At 62.1% G+C, this 17260-nt stretch carries 16 protein-coding genes; 9 read left to right on the plus strand and 7 right to left on the minus strand.

Going from position 1 to position 17260, the window contains the following annotated elements; genetic code table 11:
* The first annotated feature begins 31 nt into the window (after window positions 1-31).
* From M0D68_RS34505 to lpxC, 5 genes are all read left to right on the plus strand, one after another.
* Window positions 32-784 (plus strand): cell division protein FtsQ/DivIB, encoded by a 753-nt coding sequence (locus tag M0D68_RS34505; RefSeq protein ID WP_200620025.1) that lies wholly within the window; start codon window positions 32-34, stop codon window positions 782-784.
* A gap of 27 nt (window positions 785-811) precedes the next feature.
* Window positions 812-2044: a cell division protein FtsA gene (gene ftsA / locus M0D68_RS34510; protein ID WP_007180311.1), complete on the plus strand. Its 1233-nt coding sequence runs from the start codon at window positions 812-814 to the stop codon at window positions 2042-2044.
* A gap of 132 nt (window positions 2045-2176) precedes the next feature.
* Window positions 2177-3373 carry a cell division protein FtsZ gene (ftsZ, locus tag M0D68_RS34515; protein WP_093645255.1) on the plus strand — a complete coding sequence of 399 codons (1197 nt, stop codon included), beginning with the start codon at window positions 2177-2179 and terminating at the stop codon, window positions 3371-3373.
* A gap of 261 nt (window positions 3374-3634) precedes the next feature.
* Window positions 3635-4138, plus strand: a complete 504-nt coding sequence (locus M0D68_RS34520; RefSeq protein ID WP_093645253.1) for a peroxiredoxin — start codon at window positions 3635-3637, stop codon at window positions 4136-4138.
* Window positions 4139-4427: 289 nt separating this feature from the next.
* On the plus strand, window positions 4428-5345 hold the full coding sequence (gene lpxC, locus M0D68_RS34525) for a UDP-3-O-acyl-N-acetylglucosamine deacetylase (RefSeq protein ID WP_093645251.1): 918 nt from the start codon (window positions 4428-4430) through the stop codon (window positions 5343-5345).
* A gap of 80 nt (window positions 5346-5425) precedes the next feature.
* Here the strand turns inward: lpxC and M0D68_RS34530 are convergent, their stop codons facing one another.
* Complete coding sequence (locus M0D68_RS34530; protein WP_054040773.1) at window positions 5426-5911, minus strand: DciA family protein; 486 nt, start codon at window positions 5909-5911, stop codon at window positions 5426-5428.
* 291 nt (window positions 5912-6202) lie between these two features.
* On the opposite strand from M0D68_RS34530, the gene secA reads away from it, so the two are divergent.
* The 4 genes from secA to M0D68_RS34550 all read left to right on the plus strand — a co-directional run bounded on the left by secA (window position 6203) and on the right by M0D68_RS34550 (window position 11738).
* Window positions 6203-9013 carry a preprotein translocase subunit SecA gene (secA, locus tag M0D68_RS34535; protein ID WP_093645249.1) on the plus strand — a complete coding sequence of 937 codons (2811 nt, stop codon included), beginning with the start codon at window positions 6203-6205 and terminating at the stop codon, window positions 9011-9013.
* 151 nt (window positions 9014-9164) lie between these two features.
* Window positions 9165-10406, plus strand: coding sequence for a bifunctional glutamate N-acetyltransferase/amino-acid acetyltransferase ArgJ (argJ, locus tag M0D68_RS34540; RefSeq protein WP_266226721.1), 1242 nt, complete (start codon window positions 9165-9167; stop codon window positions 10404-10406).
* A gap of 43 nt (window positions 10407-10449) precedes the next feature.
* Window positions 10450-11319, plus strand: a complete 870-nt coding sequence (locus M0D68_RS34545; RefSeq protein WP_093645245.1) for an ATP-binding protein — start codon at window positions 10450-10452, stop codon at window positions 11317-11319.
* Window positions 11316-11738: an NUDIX domain-containing protein gene (locus M0D68_RS34550; protein ID WP_054040765.1), complete on the plus strand. Its 423-nt coding sequence runs from the start codon at window positions 11316-11318 to the stop codon at window positions 11736-11738. The genes M0D68_RS34545 and M0D68_RS34550 overlap by 4 nt, the downstream gene beginning before the upstream one ends.
* A gap of 98 nt (window positions 11739-11836) precedes the next feature.
* Here the strand turns inward: M0D68_RS34550 and M0D68_RS34555 are convergent, their stop codons facing one another.
* From M0D68_RS34555 to M0D68_RS34580, 6 genes are all read right to left on the minus strand, one after another.
* Window positions 11837-12034, minus strand: a complete 198-nt coding sequence (locus M0D68_RS34555; RefSeq protein WP_093645243.1) for a DNA gyrase inhibitor YacG — start codon at window positions 12032-12034, stop codon at window positions 11837-11839.
* A gap of 102 nt (window positions 12035-12136) precedes the next feature.
* On the minus strand, window positions 12137-12892 hold the full coding sequence (gene zapD, locus M0D68_RS34560) for a cell division protein ZapD (protein WP_054040764.1): 756 nt from the start codon (window positions 12890-12892) through the stop codon (window positions 12137-12139).
* Window positions 12893-13093: 201 nt separating this feature from the next.
* Window positions 13094-13696, minus strand: coding sequence for a dephospho-CoA kinase (gene coaE / locus M0D68_RS34565; RefSeq protein WP_200620028.1), 603 nt, complete (start codon window positions 13694-13696; stop codon window positions 13094-13096).
* Window positions 13697-13699: 3 nt separating this feature from the next.
* Window positions 13700-14641 (minus strand): A24 family peptidase, encoded by a 942-nt coding sequence (locus M0D68_RS34570; protein WP_200620029.1) that lies wholly within the window; start codon window positions 14639-14641, stop codon window positions 13700-13702.
* Window positions 14642-14667: 26 nt separating this feature from the next.
* Window positions 14668-15897 carry a type II secretion system F family protein gene (locus M0D68_RS34575; RefSeq protein ID WP_200620030.1) on the minus strand — a complete coding sequence of 410 codons (1230 nt, stop codon included), beginning with the start codon at window positions 15895-15897 and terminating at the stop codon, window positions 14668-14670.
* Window positions 15894-17207, minus strand: coding sequence for a GspE/PulE family protein (locus M0D68_RS34580; RefSeq protein WP_200620031.1), 1314 nt, complete (start codon window positions 17205-17207; stop codon window positions 15894-15896). The genes M0D68_RS34575 and M0D68_RS34580 overlap by 4 nt, the downstream gene beginning before the upstream one ends.
* Window positions 17208-17260 lie beyond the last annotated feature (53 nt).

Consider the following 17260-nt stretch of genomic DNA (forward strand, 5'->3'; position numbering starts at 1 on the left):
GGACTAAGCGGGGCAACCCGAAAGCAACTCCATGTGGAACAACGTTCGCCAGCTCAATCTCGCCGCCAACGCATTGCATGCGTTGCTGGTGCTCGTGCTGCTGGCGGCAGGCGGTTACTGGCTCATCCAGCGTCCGAATTTCGCGTTGCGCGAAATCCAGATCGACGGCGACACCGAGCACATCAATTCGCCGACGGTGCGCGCGGGTGTAGTAGGGCGCCTGAAAGGCAACTTTTTTACGGTGGATCTCGACGTCGCACGCCAGGCGTTCGAGCAGATGCCGTGGGTGCGTCACGCGAGTGTGCGGCGGGTTTGGCCGAATGCATTGGCTGTCACGCTTGAAGAGTACAAACCGCTTGGAACGTGGGGCAGCGATCAACTGGTGAGCGTGGACGGCGAACTGTTCACCGCGAACCAGGGCGAGCTCGAAGAGGAGCTGCCGGCGTTCGACGGTCCGGACGGAACGGCCAAAGAAGTCGTCGCGCGTTATGGCGATTTCAAGAAGTGGTTTGCGCCCTTGGGCGCGACGCCCGAAGAAGTCACGCTGTCGCCGCGTTACGCGTGGACGGTGAAGCTGTCGAACGGCATGCAGGTGGAACTTGGGCGCGAACGCAATCAGGACACATTGCTCGATCGGAGCAAGCGCCTGACCGCGGCGTGGAACGCGGTGACGCAACGTTGGGGAAAGGACATCGAGTATGCGGACTTGCGCTATCCGAACGGTTTCGCGATTCGTGCCGCTGGCATGCGCTTTATCAGCGAACCCGACAAGGGCAAGAAGTAAACGGACATCACACGCAATGAGCACGCTATGAGTAAAGACTATAAAGATCTGCTGGTCGCCCTCGACATTGGGACGTCGAAGGTAGTGGCTATCGTCGCCGAGTTGAAGGGCGAGGGCCACTACGAGGTGATCGGCCTCGGCCAGAGCGAATCGAAGGGGCTCAAGAAGGGCGTGGTGGTGAACATCGAAGCCACCGTGCAGTCCATTCAGCGCGCGCTCGAGGAAGCCGAGCTGATGGCCGACTGCAAGATCACGAACGTATTCACCGGGATCGCCGGCAGCCATATCCGCAGCTTCAATTCGAGCGGCATGGTGGCGATCAAGGAAAAGGAAGTCACGCAGACGGACGTCGCGCGCGTGATCGAGACGGCGAAAGCGATCAATATCCCGACCGATCAGCAGGTGCTGCACATCCTGACGCAGGAATTCATCATCGACGGTCAGGAAGATGTGCGCGAGCCGATCGGCATGAGCGGTATCCGCCTGGAAGTGAAGGTGCATATCGTCACCGGCGCGGTGAGCGCGGCGCAGAACATTGTGAAGTGCGTGCGCCGTTGCGGGCTCGAAGTGAACGATCTGATTCTGCAGCCGCTGGCTTCGTCGCTGGCGGTGCTGACAGAAGACGAAAAAGAACTCGGCGTGGTGCTGGTCGATATCGGCGGCGGCACGACGGATATTGCGATTTTCAGCGAAGGCGCGATTCGTCACACGGCGGTGATTCCGATCGCCGGCGACCAGATCACGAGCGACATCGCGATGGCGCTGCGCACGCCGACGCCGGACGCAGAAGACATCAAGGTCGACTACGGCATTGCAAAGCAGGCCTTGGCCGATCCGGACGAAATGATCGAAGTGCCGGGTCTCGGCGAGCGCGGTCCGCGCACGCTGTCGCGTCAGGCATTGGCGGCGGTGGTCGAGCCGCGTGTCGAAGAACTGTTTTCGCTCGTGCAGCAGGTGGTGCGCGAGTCGGGTTACGAGGAACTGCTGAGCTCCGGCGTGGTGCTGACCGGCGGCGCGTCGATGATGCTCGGCATGGTCGAACTCGGCGAGGACATCTTCCTGAAGCCGGTGCGCATCGGCGTGCCGGAATACGCGGGCGGTCTTGCGGACGTCGTGCGTAACCCGCGTTATTCGACGGCGATGGGCCTGCTCGTCGAAGGACGCTCGCAACGGATGCGCGGCCGCAAGGTCGCGGTGCAGTCGGGGTCGATGGGCCAGGTCTTCACGCGAATGAAAGACTGGTTCCTCGGCAACTTCTAACGAATTCTGGGTTTGAACGGTTTTACGTAAACACGCGCTGGTGCCGGCGGCTGGCGCGCGACAGGAGGTTGCCCGATCTCCTGCCGAATAACGGCCGAAGTGGCTGCAATTTTTTATCTTGACGGAGGCAACATGGAATTCCAGATGCTGGAAACCGAAACGAACGGCACCATCATCAAGGTGATCGGAGTAGGTGGCGCTGGCGGCAATGCCGTTCAGCACATGATCAACAAAGGCGTGCAAGGCGTCGACTTCATCGTGATGAACACGGACGCGCAGGCTCTGTCGCGTTCGCGTGCATCCGCGGTGATCCAGCTCGGTAACACGGGTCTGGGCGCTGGCGCCAAGCCGGAAATGGGCCGCGCGGCAGCAGAAGAAGCACGTGAGCGCATCGCCGACGCACTGCGCGGCGCGCACATGGTGTTCATCACTGCCGGTATGGGCGGCGGCACGGGCACGGGCGCAGCGCCGGTGGTCGCGCAGATCGCCAAAGAAATGGGTATCTTGACTGTTGGCGTGGTCAGCAAGCCGTTCGAATTCGAAGGCGGCAAGCGCATGCGTGTAGCAGAAGCTGGTTCGCAGCAACTGGAGGATCACGTCGACTCGCTGATCGTCGTTCTGAACGACAAGCTGTTCGAGGTGATGGGCGATGACGCCGAGATGGACAAGTGCTTCCAGTGCGCAGACGACGTTCTCAACAACGCAGTTGCCGGTATCGCGGAAATCATCAACGTCGACGGTCTGGTGAACGTCGACTTCGAAGACGTGAAGACGGTGATGGGCGAGCAGGGCAAGGCGATGATGGGCACGGCGACGGTTGCCGGCGTCGATCGCGCACGTTTGGCTGCCGAGCAGGCTGTGGCCAGCCCGCTGCTGGAAGGGGTGGATCTGTCAGGCGCGCGTGGCGTGCTGGTCAACATCACGTCGAGCCGTTCGCTGCGTCTGTCGGAAACGCGCGAAGTGATGAACACCATCAAGAGCTATGCTGCTGAAGACGCAACCGTGATTTTCGGCGCGGTGTACGACGATGCAATGGGCGACGCGCTGCGCGTGACGGTCGTGGCAACGGGTCTGGGCCGTGCGGCGAAGAAGCAGCAATCGGCCCCGATGACGCTGCTGCGCACCGGCACGGACAATCAGCCGGTCAGCGCGCACGCTGCTTACGCAACGTCGCAGTCGCACGCAAGCACGGCCGATTACGGCGCGCTGGATACGCCGGCTGTGTGGCGTACGTCCCGCGATACGGCGGCTTCGCACGTGCAGGCGCTGCAGGAAAAGGGCGTCGACACGTACGACATTCCGGCATTCCTGCGCAAGCAGGCGGACTGAGCGCACGAGCAGGCTTTCGTTGCGGTGCTGCGGGTTGTACAGCAGCGTAGCACTGGCGGACGAATGCATGAGCGTGGCGGGTGAACGGCGAACAAGCCGCGTATCGTCTGATTCGCGGCAAGGACAAGTGCCCTCTTCGGATTCGCGAAGCGGATGGGGCAACTGTCGCCGGATGGCGGAGCCTGCAGTTAGGCAGACGCTGAAATTCACTGCGACACGATGGCGTGCGAGTGTGCTTCGCATCGATGCAAAGGACTGAGCATGATTCAAGTAGGTGAAAAGCTGCCCGACGCGACGCTCTTCGAGTTCGTCGAAGACGCGCGGGCGGGCTGCACGCTGGGGCCTAACAGCTTCGACGTGCACGAGCAGACGGCGGGTAAGCGCGTGGTGATCTTCGGATTGCCCGGTGCGTTCACGCCGACCTGTTCAGCCAAACATGTACCGGGTTACGTCGAGCACGCCGAGCAGTTGCGCGCGCTTGGCATCGACGAGATCTGGTGCGTGTCCGTCAACGACGCGTTCGTAATGGGCGCGTGGGGACGCGATCAGCACGCCTCGGGCAAGGTGCGCATGATGGCGGATGGCAGTGCGGCTTTCACGCGGGCGCTCGGTCTTGAGCAGGATTTGTCGGCGCGCGGCATGGGAATCCGTTCCCAGCGCTACGCAATGGTTGTCGACGACGGCGTGGTCAAGACGTTGAACGTCGAGGCTGCCGGCAAATTCGAAGTCAGCGATGCAGGGAGTATTCTCGCTACGTTGAGCTAGTTACGATGGCGTTCGATGCCTTTGCCTCGATCTGCGCGGTTACCGCGTTGTATCAGGGCAACGGCGCATAAGACGCTTTTGTGACGGGCCGTTACTCGGGCCGATGACCGGAAACGCCTCCGTTCCGGACATCGGCCCGTCACGCTTTCCCTGACGGGCGCGCTTTGGGTAATGCAGCGAAACAGATTGATACGTTCCGTGTAACGACGCTCCTTAGGGTATTGGAGTATACTTCGCGCTATGGAATAAAAAGTCCCGATTGGGATTTTCAATCGAATAGAAGATCACCATGTTGAAGCAGCGCACTATCAAATCAATCGTCAAGACAGTCGGCATCGGCCTGCACTCCGGCCGCAAAGTCGAATTGACGCTCCGCCCGGCGGCGGCGAACACCGGCATTGTGTTTTCGCGGGTGGATTTGCCTACGCCGGTGGATATCCCTGCGTCGGCAATGGCGATTGGCGATACGCGTCTGGCTTCCGTACTGCAGAAAGACGGCGCGCGCGTGTCGACCATCGAGCATTTGATGTCCGCATGCGCAGGCCTCGGCATCGACAATCTTTATATCGACGTCACCGCTGAAGAAATTCCGATCATGGACGGCAGTGCGGGTTCGTTCGTGTTTCTGATTCAGTCGGCCGGTATTGAAGAACAGAACGCGCCGAAGAAATTCATCAAGGTCACCAAGCCGGTTGAAATTCGCGACGGCGATAAATTCGCGCGTCTCGATCCGTATTTCGGTTTCAAACTCAAATTCACCATCGATTTCCGTCACCCGGCTGTGGATAAAACCGGCCAGGCGCTGGAAGTGGATTTTGCCAATACGTCGTATGTGCGGGAAATTGCCCGTGCGCGTACGTTCGGCTTTGCGCATGAAGTGGAAATGATGCGCGAACTCGGTTTGGCACGCGGTGGCAGCATGGATAACGCCATCGTGCTGGACGAATACCGCATTCTGAACAACGACGGCCTGCGTTACGACGACGAATTCGTGAAGCACAAGATGCTCGACGCGATCGGCGATCTGTACGTGGTCGGCCATCCGTTGCTGGCTTCGTACACGGCATACAAGTCGGGCCACGGCCTGAACAACGCGCTGCTGCGCGAGTTGCTGGCGCATGAAGATGCGTACGAAGTCGTCACGTTCGACGACACGCAGAAGGCGCCCCGCGGCTTCGCGTACGAAACGCAGACGGCGTTTGCGTAATTCGTGTAGCGCCTTCGGATGAAATGTCCGAAGCGAATGGATGAAAAATAAGCGGCCCTTCTGGGCCGCTTATTTTTTGTTCAGCGATTTCTCCGATGCCGCGCTGCCATTTTCGCCAAAGCTTCCTGCAGCGGCGAGGGCGCGAGCGATTGGGAGAGCGCGTGCAGCGCGTCCGCGCCGACCGGCGTCATACGCGCCTGTTTGACCGGCGGCGGCTCCTTCAGAGGCTGCGGCCGCACGCGAATTCTCAGCGCATTGACCGGCCAGCCGCGCTGCTGCAGATCCGACAGCAACCTCGGTTCGATCTGGCGCAGACGGGCGGCCAGCGCATTGTGCGCGGCAAAGAGGGCCAGCACGCCTTCCTTGATGAAGCTGGGCTCCACGCTCGTGGCCAGATAATCCGGCAGCAGTTCACGCAGATCCTTTTCCAGCGCCGCAATCTGCTCGACGCCCGCGCGCAGGGCCACAAACGCGTCGGTGCGATTCAGCACTTCGGCGACGGGCTGCGGGCGGCGCGCTTTGAACTGCTTGGGCGGCGGCCTTGAAAAGGACGGAATACGGCTCATGTTCAATAGTAACGGCGCGTTCGCACCCTATGTGCGTTCACGCCGCGATTGTACCGCGCGGGATGCATGCGGACCCGCCTCAATGCGTACCGTCGGACGTCGCTGCGGCGGGCTTTCTGTGCCCTGCCAACGTCGCACGGCTGACACAGGCGCGGCCGGGGGCGCGTGCTAAAATGCCCGATTCGAATTCACTCTTGGACTAAGCCGCCGAGGCCCTTCCGACCCCGGAGCGCACGTGCATGAACTTGCACGCCGCGAACCAGCCGAAGCCGCGACGCAGACACCGATCCGATGACCACCGGTTTTCTACAGAAGATTTTTGGCAGCCGCAACCAGCGGCTAGTCAAGCAATATCAAAAGACCGTCACGGCGATCAATGCGCTCGAGCCGCAGATCGAGCAATTGACGGACGACCAACTGCGCGCCAAAACGGGTGAATTCCGCCAGCGCGTCGCGAGTGGCGAGTCGCTCGACAAGCTCCTGCCGGAGGCCTTCGCGGTGTGCCGCGAGGCCAGCAAGCGGACGCTGAAAATGCGCCACTTCGACGTGCAGCTGATCGGCGGTATGGTCCTGCATTACGGCAAGATCGGCGAAATGCGCACCGGCGAAGGCAAGACGCTCGTCGCTACGCTGCCGGTGTACCTGAATGCGCTGTCCGGCCGTGGCGTGCACGTTGTTACGGTCAACGACTACCTGGCACAACGCGACGCCGAATGGATGGCGCGTCTGTACAACTTCCTGGGTCTTTCGGTCGGCATCAATCTGTCGCAGATGGATCATGGCGCGAAGCAGGAAGCGTACGCGGCAGACATCACCTACGGCACCAACAACGAATTCGGCTTCGACTACCTGCGCGACAACATGGTCTACGAGACCGATGCGCGCGTGCAGCGAGCCCTCAATTTCGCGGTGGTCGACGAGGTCGACTCGATCCTGATCGACGAAGCCCGTACGCCGCTGATCATCTCCGGCCAGGCCGAAGATCACACCGAACTCTATGTGCGCATGAATGCGCTGCCGCCGCTGCTCGAACGCCAGATCGGCGAAGAAAAAGCGGACGGCACCGGCGTCGAAAAGCCGGGCGACTACACGCTGGACGAAAAAGGCCGCCAGGTCTTCCTGACGGAATCGGGCCACGAAAAGGCCGAGCGTCTGCTCGCCGAATGGGGCCTGATTGGCGAGGGCGAAAGCCTGTACGCGCCGCAGAACATCACGCTGATGCACCACGTGTACGCCGCACTGCGTGCGCACACGCTGTTCTTCAAGGATCAGCACTACGTCGTGCAGAACGGCGAAGTCGTGATCGTCGACGAATTCACCGGCCGTCTGATGTCGGGCCGCCGCTGGTCGGATGGCTTGCACCAGGCTGTCGAGGCGAAGGAACACGTCAAGATTCAGAGCGAGAACCAGACGCTCGCGTCGATCACGTTCCAGAACTACTTCCGTATGTACGCGAAGCTGTCCGGCATGACCGGCACGGCGGATACCGAAGCGTACGAATTCAACGAGATCTATGGTCTCGAAACGGTCGTGATCCCGACCAACCGTCCGCCGAAGCGGATCGACAAGCAGGATCAGATCTACAAGACCGCCAAGGAGCGCTATGACGCGGTGATTCGCGACATCCGCGATTGCCATGAGCGCGGTCAGCCGGTGCTGGTCGGCACGACCTCGATCGAAAACTCGGAACTGCTGTCGCATCTGCTGAAGCAGGCCGGGTTGCCGCACGAAGTGCTGAACGCCAAACAGCACGCGCGTGAAGCTGAGATCGTCGCTGAAGCGGGCCGTCCGAAGCGTGTCACGATCGCCACGAACATGGCCGGTCGCGGTACGGACATCGTGCTCGGCGGCAACGCGGAAAAGCAGGCGTCCTTCATCGAGAAGGACGAAACGCTTTCGGAAGAAGAGAAGCAACGCCGTATCCAGAAGCTGCACGACGAATGGCAGGCGCTGCACGATCAGGTGAAGGCCGCGGGCGGTCTGCACATCATCGGCACCGAACGTCACGAATCGCGCCGGATCGACAACCAGTTGCGCGGCCGAGCCGGCCGTCAGGGCGACCCGGGTTCGTCGCGCTTCTATCTGTCGCTGGAAGATCCGCTGCTGCGCATTTTCGCGGGCGACCGCGTGCGCGCGATCATGGACCGTCTGAAGATGCCGGAAGGCGAGGCGATCGAGGCGGGCATCGTGTCGCGTTCGATCGAATCGGCGCAGCGCAAGGTTGAAGCGCGCAACTTCGACGTTCGCAAGCAATTGCTCGAATACGACGATGTGTCGAACGATCAGCGCAAGGTGATCTATCAGCAGCGCAATGAATTGCTCGAAGCGAACGACATCACCGAAACGATCGGCGCGATGCGCGGCGGCGTGATCGCCGATATCGTTCACCAGTTCGTGCCGGCCGGCAGCATCGAAGAGCAGTGGGACGTGCCCGAGCTGGAGGAAGTTCTGCGTAACGAATGGCAGCTCGACCTCGCGATCCAGGAAATGATCAACGAGTCGAACTCGATCAGCGCGGACGAGATTCTCGAAGCTGTCGAAGCCGCCGCAGACGAAGCGTATGAGTCGAAGGTCGAACAGGTCGGCCGCGAATCGTTCAGCGCGTTCGAACGTTCGATCATGCTGCAAACGCTGGACCGTAGCTGGCGCGAGCATCTGGCCGCGCTCGATCACCTGCGCCAGGGTATCCATCTGCGCGGGTACGCACAGAAGAATCCGAAGCAGGAATACAAGCGCGAGGCGTTCGAACTATTCGCCGCGATGCTCGACGCCGTGAAGCTCGAAGTCACCCGGGTGGTGATGAACGTGCAGATCCAGTCGCCGGAACAGCTGGAACAGGCCGCCGAGCAACTCGAAGAGCAAGGCGGCCACCTCGAAAACGTCGAGTTCCGTCACGCCGAATTCGCCGAAGCGGCAGCAGCAGCGCCTGCCGCTGCGGAAGCGGCTACCGCCGCCATGATCGGCGACGCGATGAGCCACGGCGCCTCGCATGCCATTGGGTCGGACGTGAGCGTGGACAACGTGCCGAAGGTCGGCCGTAACGACCCGTGTCCGTGCGGCAGCGGCAAGAAGTACAAGCAGTGTCACGGCAAGATCGCATAATGCCGAAAAGCGGCGCGCTTTAAGCGCGCCGCTTCGTTTTACACAATGTTTTGCTGATGATTTCGCGGTGGTTCGGCTACAGGCTTGAGCCATCAGTTACCGATCCCTCGATGCCGGCGCCTGCCGGCATTTTCTTCGACAGGTCGCGACCATGGCTGTCAATTTCCCCTCGATCGATCCCACTCAACTTCACCCTGTCGCCGGCGTCACGCTGGGCTGGGCGGAGGCGAATATCCGCAAGCCGAACCGCAAGGACGTGCTGGTCATTTCTGTCGGCGAAGGCGCGACAGTAGGCGGCGTGTTCACGCAGAACCGTTTTTGCGCCGCACCCGTCACTATGTGCCGAGAGAATCTGGAGCGCGTGCGCGCGGGCGGCAAGCCGATTCGCGCGCTGGTGATCAACACCGGTAACGCAAATGCAGGCACGGGTGAGCCCGGCCTCGTGGCCGCGCGCGAAACCTGCGTCGAACTCGCGCGTCTCGTTGATATCGCGCCGGAACAGGTGCTGCCGTTTTCGACGGGTGTGATTCTTGAACCGCTGCCGGTCGATCGTCTGAAGGCGGGTCTGCCCGCGGCGCTGGCGAACCGCAAGGAAGCCAACTGGTACGACGCCGCTCAGGCGATCATGACCACGGATACCTTGCCGAAAGCCACCTCGCGCCAGGTCACGATCGACGGTCACACGGTCACGCTCACCGGCATCAGCAAGGGCGCCGGCATGATCAAGCCGAACATGGCGACCATGCTAGGCTTCCTCGCGTTCGACGCTAGCGTCGCGCAGCCGGTGCTCGACGCACTGGTCAAGCACGTGGCGGACCGCTCGTTCAACTGCATCACGATCGACGGCGATACGTCGACCAACGATTCGTTCATCCTGATCGCCTCGGGCAAATCGAGCCTGCCGGCGATCACGTCCACCGATTCGCCCGCTTATGCAGCGCTGCGCGACGCGGTGACCGAAGTCGCCCAGACCCTCGCCCAACTGATCGTGCGCGACGGCGAAGGCGCGACCAAATTCATGACTGTGCATGTCGAAGGCGGTTCGAGCGTCGGAGAATGCCGCCAGATCGCGTACGCGATCGGCCACTCGCCGCTCGTGAAGACAGCCTTCTATGCATCGGATCCGAATCTCGGCCGCATTCTTGCGGCCATCGGCTATGCCGGCGTGGACGATCTCGACGTCGGCAAGATCGATCTGTATCTGGACGACGTGCTGGTTGCTACCGCCGGTGGCCGCAACCCGGCCTACCGTGAGGAAGATGGCCAGCGCGTCATGAAAAAGAGCGAGATCGGCATTCGTGTCGTACTCGGCCGCGGTAATGCGCAAGCCACGATCTGGACTTGCGATCTGTCGCACGATTACGTGAGCATCAACGCCGACTATCGTTCGTAACCAGGTTTATTACGCGGCGCTTAAGGCCGCTTATCTCACAGCCATGGACAAACTCGAACAGTTTCTGACCCGGGCCGAAGCCGTGCTCGTCCGCCTCGAAGCTATGCTTCCGCCCGCTGCACCGGAGATCGACTGGTCGGCGGCGGTCGCCTTTCGCTGGCGCAAGCGCCAGGGGCGCGGCTATCTGCAGCCGGTGCCCGCCATTTCGTCGATCACGCTCGACGACCTGCAAAACATCGATCGACAGAAAGGGTTGATCGAGCAGAACACACGTCAGTTCGTGCGCAAGCAGCCGGCCAACAACGTGTTGCTGACGGGTGCGCGCGGCACCGGCAAGTCGTCGTTGATCAAGGCTTGCCTGAACGCCTATGCGAAAGATGGCCTGCGCCTGATCGAAGTGGATAAAGACGATCTGCACGATCTCGGCGACATCGTCGATCTGATCGCGCAGCGGCCGGAGCGTTTCGTGGTGTTCTGTGACGACCTTTCGTTCGAAGACGGCGAGTCAGGCTACAAGGCGCTGAAGGTCGCGCTCGATGGCTCGATCGCTGCGCAGTCGGACAACGTGTTGATCTACGCAACGTCCAATCGCCGCCATCTGTTGCCCGAGTATATGAGCGACAACGAGACGTACAAGCACACGTCCGACGGCGAGATTCATCCAGGCGAGCTGGTCGAAGAGAAGATCTCGCTGTCCGAGCGCTTCGGGCTGTGGGTCAGCTTCTATCCGTTCAAGCAGGACGACTACCTGTCGATCATCGGCCACTGGCTGCGCCATTTCGGCTGCGACGACGCGGAAGTCGAAGCGGCTCGCGGCGATGCGCTGGTGTGGGCGCTGGAGCGCGGGTCGCGCTCGGGGCGCGTCGCGTGGCAATTCGCTCGCGACTGGTCCGGACGGAAGACCCCGGCATGAGCGATGCGCAAAAGAACGTGGCTGGCCGCCCGGTGACTGAAGTCGCGGTCGGCGTGCTGATTCAGCCGGACGGACGCTATCTGCTGGCACAGCGCCCGGCAGGCAAGCCGTACGAGGGGTACTGGGAGTTTCCGGGTGGCAAGCTGGAAGCGGGCGAGTCGGTCGAGGCCGCGCTAGCCCGCGAGCTGCACGAGGAACTGGGTATCGACGTCAAGGCGAGCCATCTTTGGCACACGCTCGAACACGATTACCCGCACGCCTATGTGCGGCTATTCTTCTGCAAGGTGACGCAGTGGTCCGGCGAACCGCATGGCCGCGAAGGTCAGGCATTTGTGTGGCAGGCGCTGCCGGCGGATGTTTCGCCACTGCTGCCGGCGACGATTCCCGTGCTGGAATGGCTCGCGGCTGAGAAAAACTAGAGAAATGGTCGGCGGTTTTAAACGGCGCTGCGTGAGCAGCGCCGTTTTGCTTGGTCGCAGCACGCGCGCAAGCGGTGAGCTTCTGCAGCCTGCAGCGCTTAATGCGGGTTGTAGTCCCCGCCGGGCGATTCATCCGACGGCGTTTCTTCCTCTGTGCCGCCTATCTTGTACTTCTCAGCGGCCCAGGCGCCGAGGTCGGTCTGCTTGCAGCGGTCAGAGCAGAACGGGCGGAAGCGGCTTTCTGGAGTCCAGCGGACATCCTTGCCGCAAGTGGGGCATTTGACGACGGTAGGCATACGGTCAGGCAGTCAATCGGAAACGGAACAAGTTACGAATATAGGGGCATTTTTCGCCGCTTTAAAGGCGCGGCCCCTCGATTCAGGTCTGCAGGGCCGGCGTTACAGGCTGCAAAGTGTGAGCTGGAACGGCACGTCGACATCCACCGCGCGCGGACGCAAATCGCCGTCCTGCACTGTGAATCGCACCCAGAGCATGTACTTGTTAGCGCTGGCCTCCGGGATCACCCGCAATTCCGGTGCCACCCGTACCTGCATCAACTGGTATGAACGGCCTGACAGCATCTGCTGATAGCTGCCCTGCATCGCCATGACCTTGGACGCCTGACCCGATTCGCGCGCGAGGCGCAGCACGATTGTTGCCGCATCGCGCAACGGCAGCAGCGGCGTGACCCATTTGGCGATGTCCTGCCGACGCTGATCAGGATGGATCTGCTGCCATGCGTAGTACGAAGGCAAATCGAACTTGCAGGTGCCGCCAGGGATGATCGCGCGGCTGCGGATGCTGGCGAGCCATTCGTTGTCCGCCAGATGCTGGCCGGTCTTGCCCTGCATCTGTGAAAGCCCCGACAAGGTCTGCTCGATCTCCCCCAGCACGGATTCCAGCGCGTTCTGCTCGATCCCCGGATTGCCGCGGAACGGCGCCAAGGTTTGCCGTTGGCGCTCGAGCTCTTTCATCAGATCCGACTTCAGATCCGCGCGACCCGCAACCTCTGAGATTTCGAACAACGTTGTCAGTGCGACGTGATGTTCCCTGGCGTCTTCCTGAGTCAGAAAGAACGTGAAGCGCTCGAACAGATCTTCGAGGCGCAACAGCGTCCGGATTCGCTCGTTGAAGGGATACTCGTAAAGGATCAAGCGGGCTCGCCTCGGGCGTGGTCGGTGACGGGAATGCAGAACATTCTAATGCCGTGAGACTACCCTAGCAATCACGCACTTTTTCAGCGCGCTTTCGCAACTTTTTTCACATGTTTCAGGCGGTTTGGCGCGTGCTTTGCGTGTGCCTGTCACTGCATGGCTGTGCAGACCGTTCACGCAGCAGGCCAAGTCAGCGTATTGTCATGCGCCCGCCAGGGACAGATAGACGCGATGTTGTGCGTCGACCTGCGCCTTGAGTGACTTGAGCGGCGCATTGTCGTTGTCGATGATGTCGTCCGCTGCGACGAGGCGTGCTTCGCGCGTTGCCTGGCGGGCGATGATCGCCAGCACCTGTTCACGGCTAAAGCCGTTGCGGCTCATCACGCGCGAAATTTGCGTCTCGACGCTGCAATCGACGGTCAGCACACGATTCACGCGAGTCTTCCAGCTACCCGACTCCACCAGCAGCGGTACCACCACGATTACGTACGGCCCTTGCGCCTCGCGCTGCTCGCGTTCGGTCTCCGCACGAATCAATGGATGCGTGATGCCTTCGAGGTGTTTGCGCGCGCCGTCGTCGCTGAATACCAGCTTGCGCATGCGGGCGCGGTCGAGCGAGCCGTCTGCCGCGACGAACGAATCGCCGAACTTCGCGGCGATCTGCGGCATTGCGATGCCGTGCGGCGCCGTGATGCGGTGCGCAATCAGGTCTGTGTCGACAAGCGGCACGCCGTGCGCGGCGAACAGGTCAGCCACGGTCGATTTGCCGCTGCCGATGCCGCCGGTCAGTCCCACAGCAAACATGCTTCAGCCTCCCAACGCCAGATAAAGCGGTGTGCCGAGAAATAGCGTAACAGCACCGCCTGCTGCGAGAAACGGCCCGAACGGCAGCGGTTCTTCGAAACGCATACGGCCGCGCCACGTCGCCGCGAGGCCGACCACCGCGCCGGCGACCGCCGCGATCAGCACGATTTGCGGTAGCGCGGCCCAGCCGAGCCACGCACCAAGCGCAGCCAGCAGTTTGAAATCGCCATAACCCATCCCTTCGACGCCGCGTACCAGCCGGAACAGCCAATGTACGACCCACAGCACCAGATAGCCGAAGATCGCGCCCAGCACGGCATCGTGCAGGCTCGCGAACATGCCGTTGAAGTTGACGATCAAGCCGGCCCACAGGAGCGGCAGCGTCATGGAGTCAGGGAGCAGATGGGTGTCGATATCGATCGCGCTCATTGCGAGCAAGGCGGCGCATAGTCCGAAGGCGGCGAGTGCCATGCCCGTCGGCCCATACAGCGCGAGCGCCCCGGCCGCGAAGGCGGCGCTGGCGATTTCGAGCAGCGGGTAGCGCAGGCTTACGTGTGTCTTGCATGCGGAGCAGCGTCCGCGCAACAGCAGATAGCTCAGCACCGGCAGGTTCTCCCACGCGCTGAGCACGTGGCCGCAATGAGGGCACGCGCTACGCGGCACCCACAGGTTGTAGCGGGCGGGCAGGCCGTCGTCTTCGGGCACTTGTTCGGTGGCCTCGCTGACTTCCTCGCGCCACGCACGCTCCAGCATGATTGGCACCCGATGCACGACCACGTTCAGGAAACTGCCGATCACCAGCCCGAACACGATCGCGAATGCAATCTGCAGGCCGCTGGGCAAGCTGCCGAACGCGAGGCCGAGACCGGTTGTGACGTGGCCGGACAGCAGGCCCGAAAACAGGCTGGAAGAAGTATCTGACACGAGCGGAGGGGTAGCCTGCATATAAAGGGTGGGATTCGGCTGCGATGCTACACCACGTTGCCGAGTTGAATAATGGGAAGATACATCGCGATCACCAGGCCGCCGACCAGCGTGCCCAGCACGATGATGACAAGTGGTTCGCACAGGCTCGAGAGCGTGCCGATCTTTTCGTCTACCTGACGATCGGCGAGCGACGCCACATCGATCAGCATCGTATCGAACGCCCCTGACTCCTCGGCAACCGCAACCGGCTGCACGACCTCCGGTGGAAAGCAGTGCGCCGCGCGCATTGCGGCGGCGAGCCGTTCGCCGCGCCGCAGCCGCGCAGCAATCTCCACGGTGGCACGATCGAAGAAAGCGTTGCCGGTAGCGTGAGTCAGTGAATCGAATGCGTCCGCGAGCGGTGTGCCCGCCGACAGCAAGGTGCCGAGTGCTCGGCTCCAGCGCGCCGCGCACAAGGTGCGCAGCAACGGACCGGCGACCGGCATTGTCAGCGATATGCGCGCGAAACGGATGCGCGCTGCTTCGGAACGTCGTAGCAGAAACGTCATAGCCGAGCCCACGGCGAAAACCATGATGAGCAGAGGAATGCTCCAGCGCGCGGCACCCGCAGACAAGGCCAGCACGAACTGCGTGGGCGCGGGCAGTTTCGCGCCGAAGCCGTCGAAGATCTGCTTGAAAGTCGGCACGACCCACACCAGCAACGCGGCGGTAATTGCGATGGCAAGCAACAGGATCGCGACCGGATAGGTGAGCGCCGCGCGCACCTTGGCACGCTGCGCGGCGGCGCGTTCGCGGTCGTCGGCGATCCGGGCGAGGACGGCAGGCAGCGCGCCGGCTGCTTCGCCGACTTCGACAAGTTGACAGTACAGCGCGTTGAACTGCGCCGGATGCCGCTGCAACGCTGCCGAAAAGCGCAGGCCACCGGTGATGCCGCGTGCCAGCGCGCCGACGATCCGCGGCATGCCTTGCCGGCGCGAACCATCCGCTTGCGCCAGCAGTTCCAGCGAGGGCGCGAGTGGTAAGCCGGCACGCAGCAGACTGGCGAGCTGCCTGGTGAACACCGTGACGTCGTTGGTGCGGGTTTGGGGGCGCGGCGCTGGCCCGCGTGCCGCGAGTTCGACGATGAACAGCTTTTCGCGTTTGAGTATGGCGCGTGCTGTGCTGACGTCCGGCGCAATGAGCGCGCCGGTTTTCTGTACGCCGTCGGCATCGACGCCGCGCCATTTGAAGCGCAGCTCGGCCGCTGGCGGTGGGTGAGTCGTCGCTGTGCTCATGCGACCTCGGTGGCGCCCAGCGCCTCGGTTAGGCTCGTCGTGCCGTCGCGTACACGCGCCAGGGCGGCATCGCGCAAGGTGACCACCTGTTCGGTTTGCGCGAGCCGGGCCAGTTCATGGGTACCTGCGCGTGCCACGATCAACTCGCGCATCGCCTCGGAGACGGGCATCACCTGGTGAACCCCAACGCGGCCACGGTAGCCGATGCCGTGGCAGGCTTCGCATCCGATGGCGGCGAATGGTTGCCAGCTGTCGAGGTGATCGTCAGTGAAGCCTGCTGCTCGCAGCGCCGCTGCCGATTGCTGCGCCGGTGCGCGGCATGCCACGCAGAGCCGCCGCACCAGCCGCTGTGCCGTCACCATCCGTAGCGCGGCGGCGAGATTGTACGGTTCGACGCCGATGTCTATGAGGCGCGCGACCGCCGCAGGTGCGTCGTTCGTATGCAAGGTGGACAGCACCAGGTGACCGGTTTGCGCTGCCTTCACGGCAACATCGGCGGTTTCGTCGTCGCGAATTTCGCCGACCATGATCACATCGGGGTCCTGACGGAGAAACGCACGTAGCGCCACCGCGAACGTCAGGCCGGCCTTTTCGCGCACGCTCACCTGATTGATACCCGCCAGTTGAATCTCCGCCGGATCCTCTACTGAGCACAGATTGCGCGCCTCATCGTTGAGCATGTGCAAGAAGCAATACAGCGACAGCGTCTTGCCGCTACCGGTGGGGCCAGTGACGAGCACGAGGCCGTGCGGAGCGCGAATCGCGGCATCGACGGCTTCACGTTGCTGTGGATCGAGGCCGAGCGAGTCGAGCGACAGATCGGTGGGTAGTGCGTCGAGCCTGCGCAACACCAGCTTTTCACCGAACAACGTAGGCAGCGAGTTGACACGATAGTCTTCGACGCGGCCGGGCGACGTGGCAATCCGCAGCCGTCCGTCTTGCGGTACGCGCCGTTCGGCGATATCCATGCGCGCTAGCACTTTCACGCGCGTGATGAACGCGTCGCGCAGATGCGCGGGAGGCTGAGGGATTTCATGCAGTACGCCGTCGATACGTAAGCGCACGCGCCAGCCATGCTCCGCCGGTTCGATGTGCAGGTCCGACGCATTGCGGCGGGTTGCCTCCTGCAAGGTGTCGGTTAGCAGGCGTACGGCGGGCGCGTTGTCAGAGTCGGCGAGATTCGCGCTTTGGTTGCTATTGACACTGGCATTGGCGTTTGCTGCAAAGGCGTTATGTCTGGGTTGGGCTGGACTTTCGCCATCTAAGACGGCAGCCCGCAACGACGCCGTGCGTTGAAGAGAATCTTGCATGAGAGACCGGTGATGAGCCGCCTGTAGAACACGACGACTTCATCATCCGGTAA

The sequence above is a fragment of the Paraburkholderia sp. SEWSISQ10-3 4 genome (genome assembly GCF_030464785.1).
Classification (GTDB): domain Bacteria; phylum Pseudomonadota; class Gammaproteobacteria; order Burkholderiales; family Burkholderiaceae; genus Paraburkholderia; species Paraburkholderia aspalathi.

Bases quoted from the DNA above. Each gene is read 5' to 3' on its own strand.
- ftsA (WP_007180311.1), top strand. From the start codon at position 812: ATGAGTAAAGACTATAAAGATCTGCTGGTCGCCCTCGACATTGGGACG.
- M0D68_RS34550 (WP_054040765.1), top strand. From the start codon at position 11,316: ATGAGCGATGCGCAAAAGAACGTGGCTGGCCGCCCGGTGACTGAAGTC.
- lpxC (WP_093645251.1), top strand. From the start codon at position 4,428: ATGTTGAAGCAGCGCACTATCAAATCAATCGTCAAGACAGTCGGCATC.
- M0D68_RS34575 (WP_200620030.1), bottom strand. From the start codon at position 15,897: ATGAGCACAGCGACGACTCACCCACCGCCAGCGGCCGAGCTGCGCTTC.
- M0D68_RS34505 (WP_200620025.1), top strand. From the start codon at position 32: ATGTGGAACAACGTTCGCCAGCTCAATCTCGCCGCCAACGCATTGCAT.
- M0D68_RS34555 (WP_093645243.1), bottom strand. From the start codon at position 12,034: ATGCCTACCGTCGTCAAATGCCCCACTTGCGGCAAGGATGTCCGCTGG.
- M0D68_RS34545 (WP_093645245.1), top strand. From the start codon at position 10,450: ATGGACAAACTCGAACAGTTTCTGACCCGGGCCGAAGCCGTGCTCGTC.
- M0D68_RS34520 (WP_093645253.1), top strand. From the start codon at position 3,635: ATGATTCAAGTAGGTGAAAAGCTGCCCGACGCGACGCTCTTCGAGTTC.
- secA (WP_093645249.1), top strand. From the start codon at position 6,203: ATGACCACCGGTTTTCTACAGAAGATTTTTGGCAGCCGCAACCAGCGG.
- argJ (WP_266226721.1), top strand. From the start codon at position 9,165: ATGGCTGTCAATTTCCCCTCGATCGATCCCACTCAACTTCACCCTGTC.
- coaE (WP_200620028.1), bottom strand. From the start codon at position 13,696: ATGTTTGCTGTGGGACTGACCGGCGGCATCGGCAGCGGCAAATCGACC.
- ftsZ (WP_093645255.1), top strand. From the start codon at position 2,177: ATGGAATTCCAGATGCTGGAAACCGAAACGAACGGCACCATCATCAAG.
- M0D68_RS34530 (WP_054040773.1), bottom strand. From the start codon at position 5,911: ATGAGCCGTATTCCGTCCTTTTCAAGGCCGCCGCCCAAGCAGTTCAAA.
- M0D68_RS34580 (WP_200620031.1), bottom strand. From the start codon at position 17,207: ATGCAAGATTCTCTTCAACGCACGGCGTCGTTGCGGGCTGCCGTCTTA.
- M0D68_RS34570 (WP_200620029.1), bottom strand. From the start codon at position 14,641: ATGCAGGCTACCCCTCCGCTCGTGTCAGATACTTCTTCCAGCCTGTTT.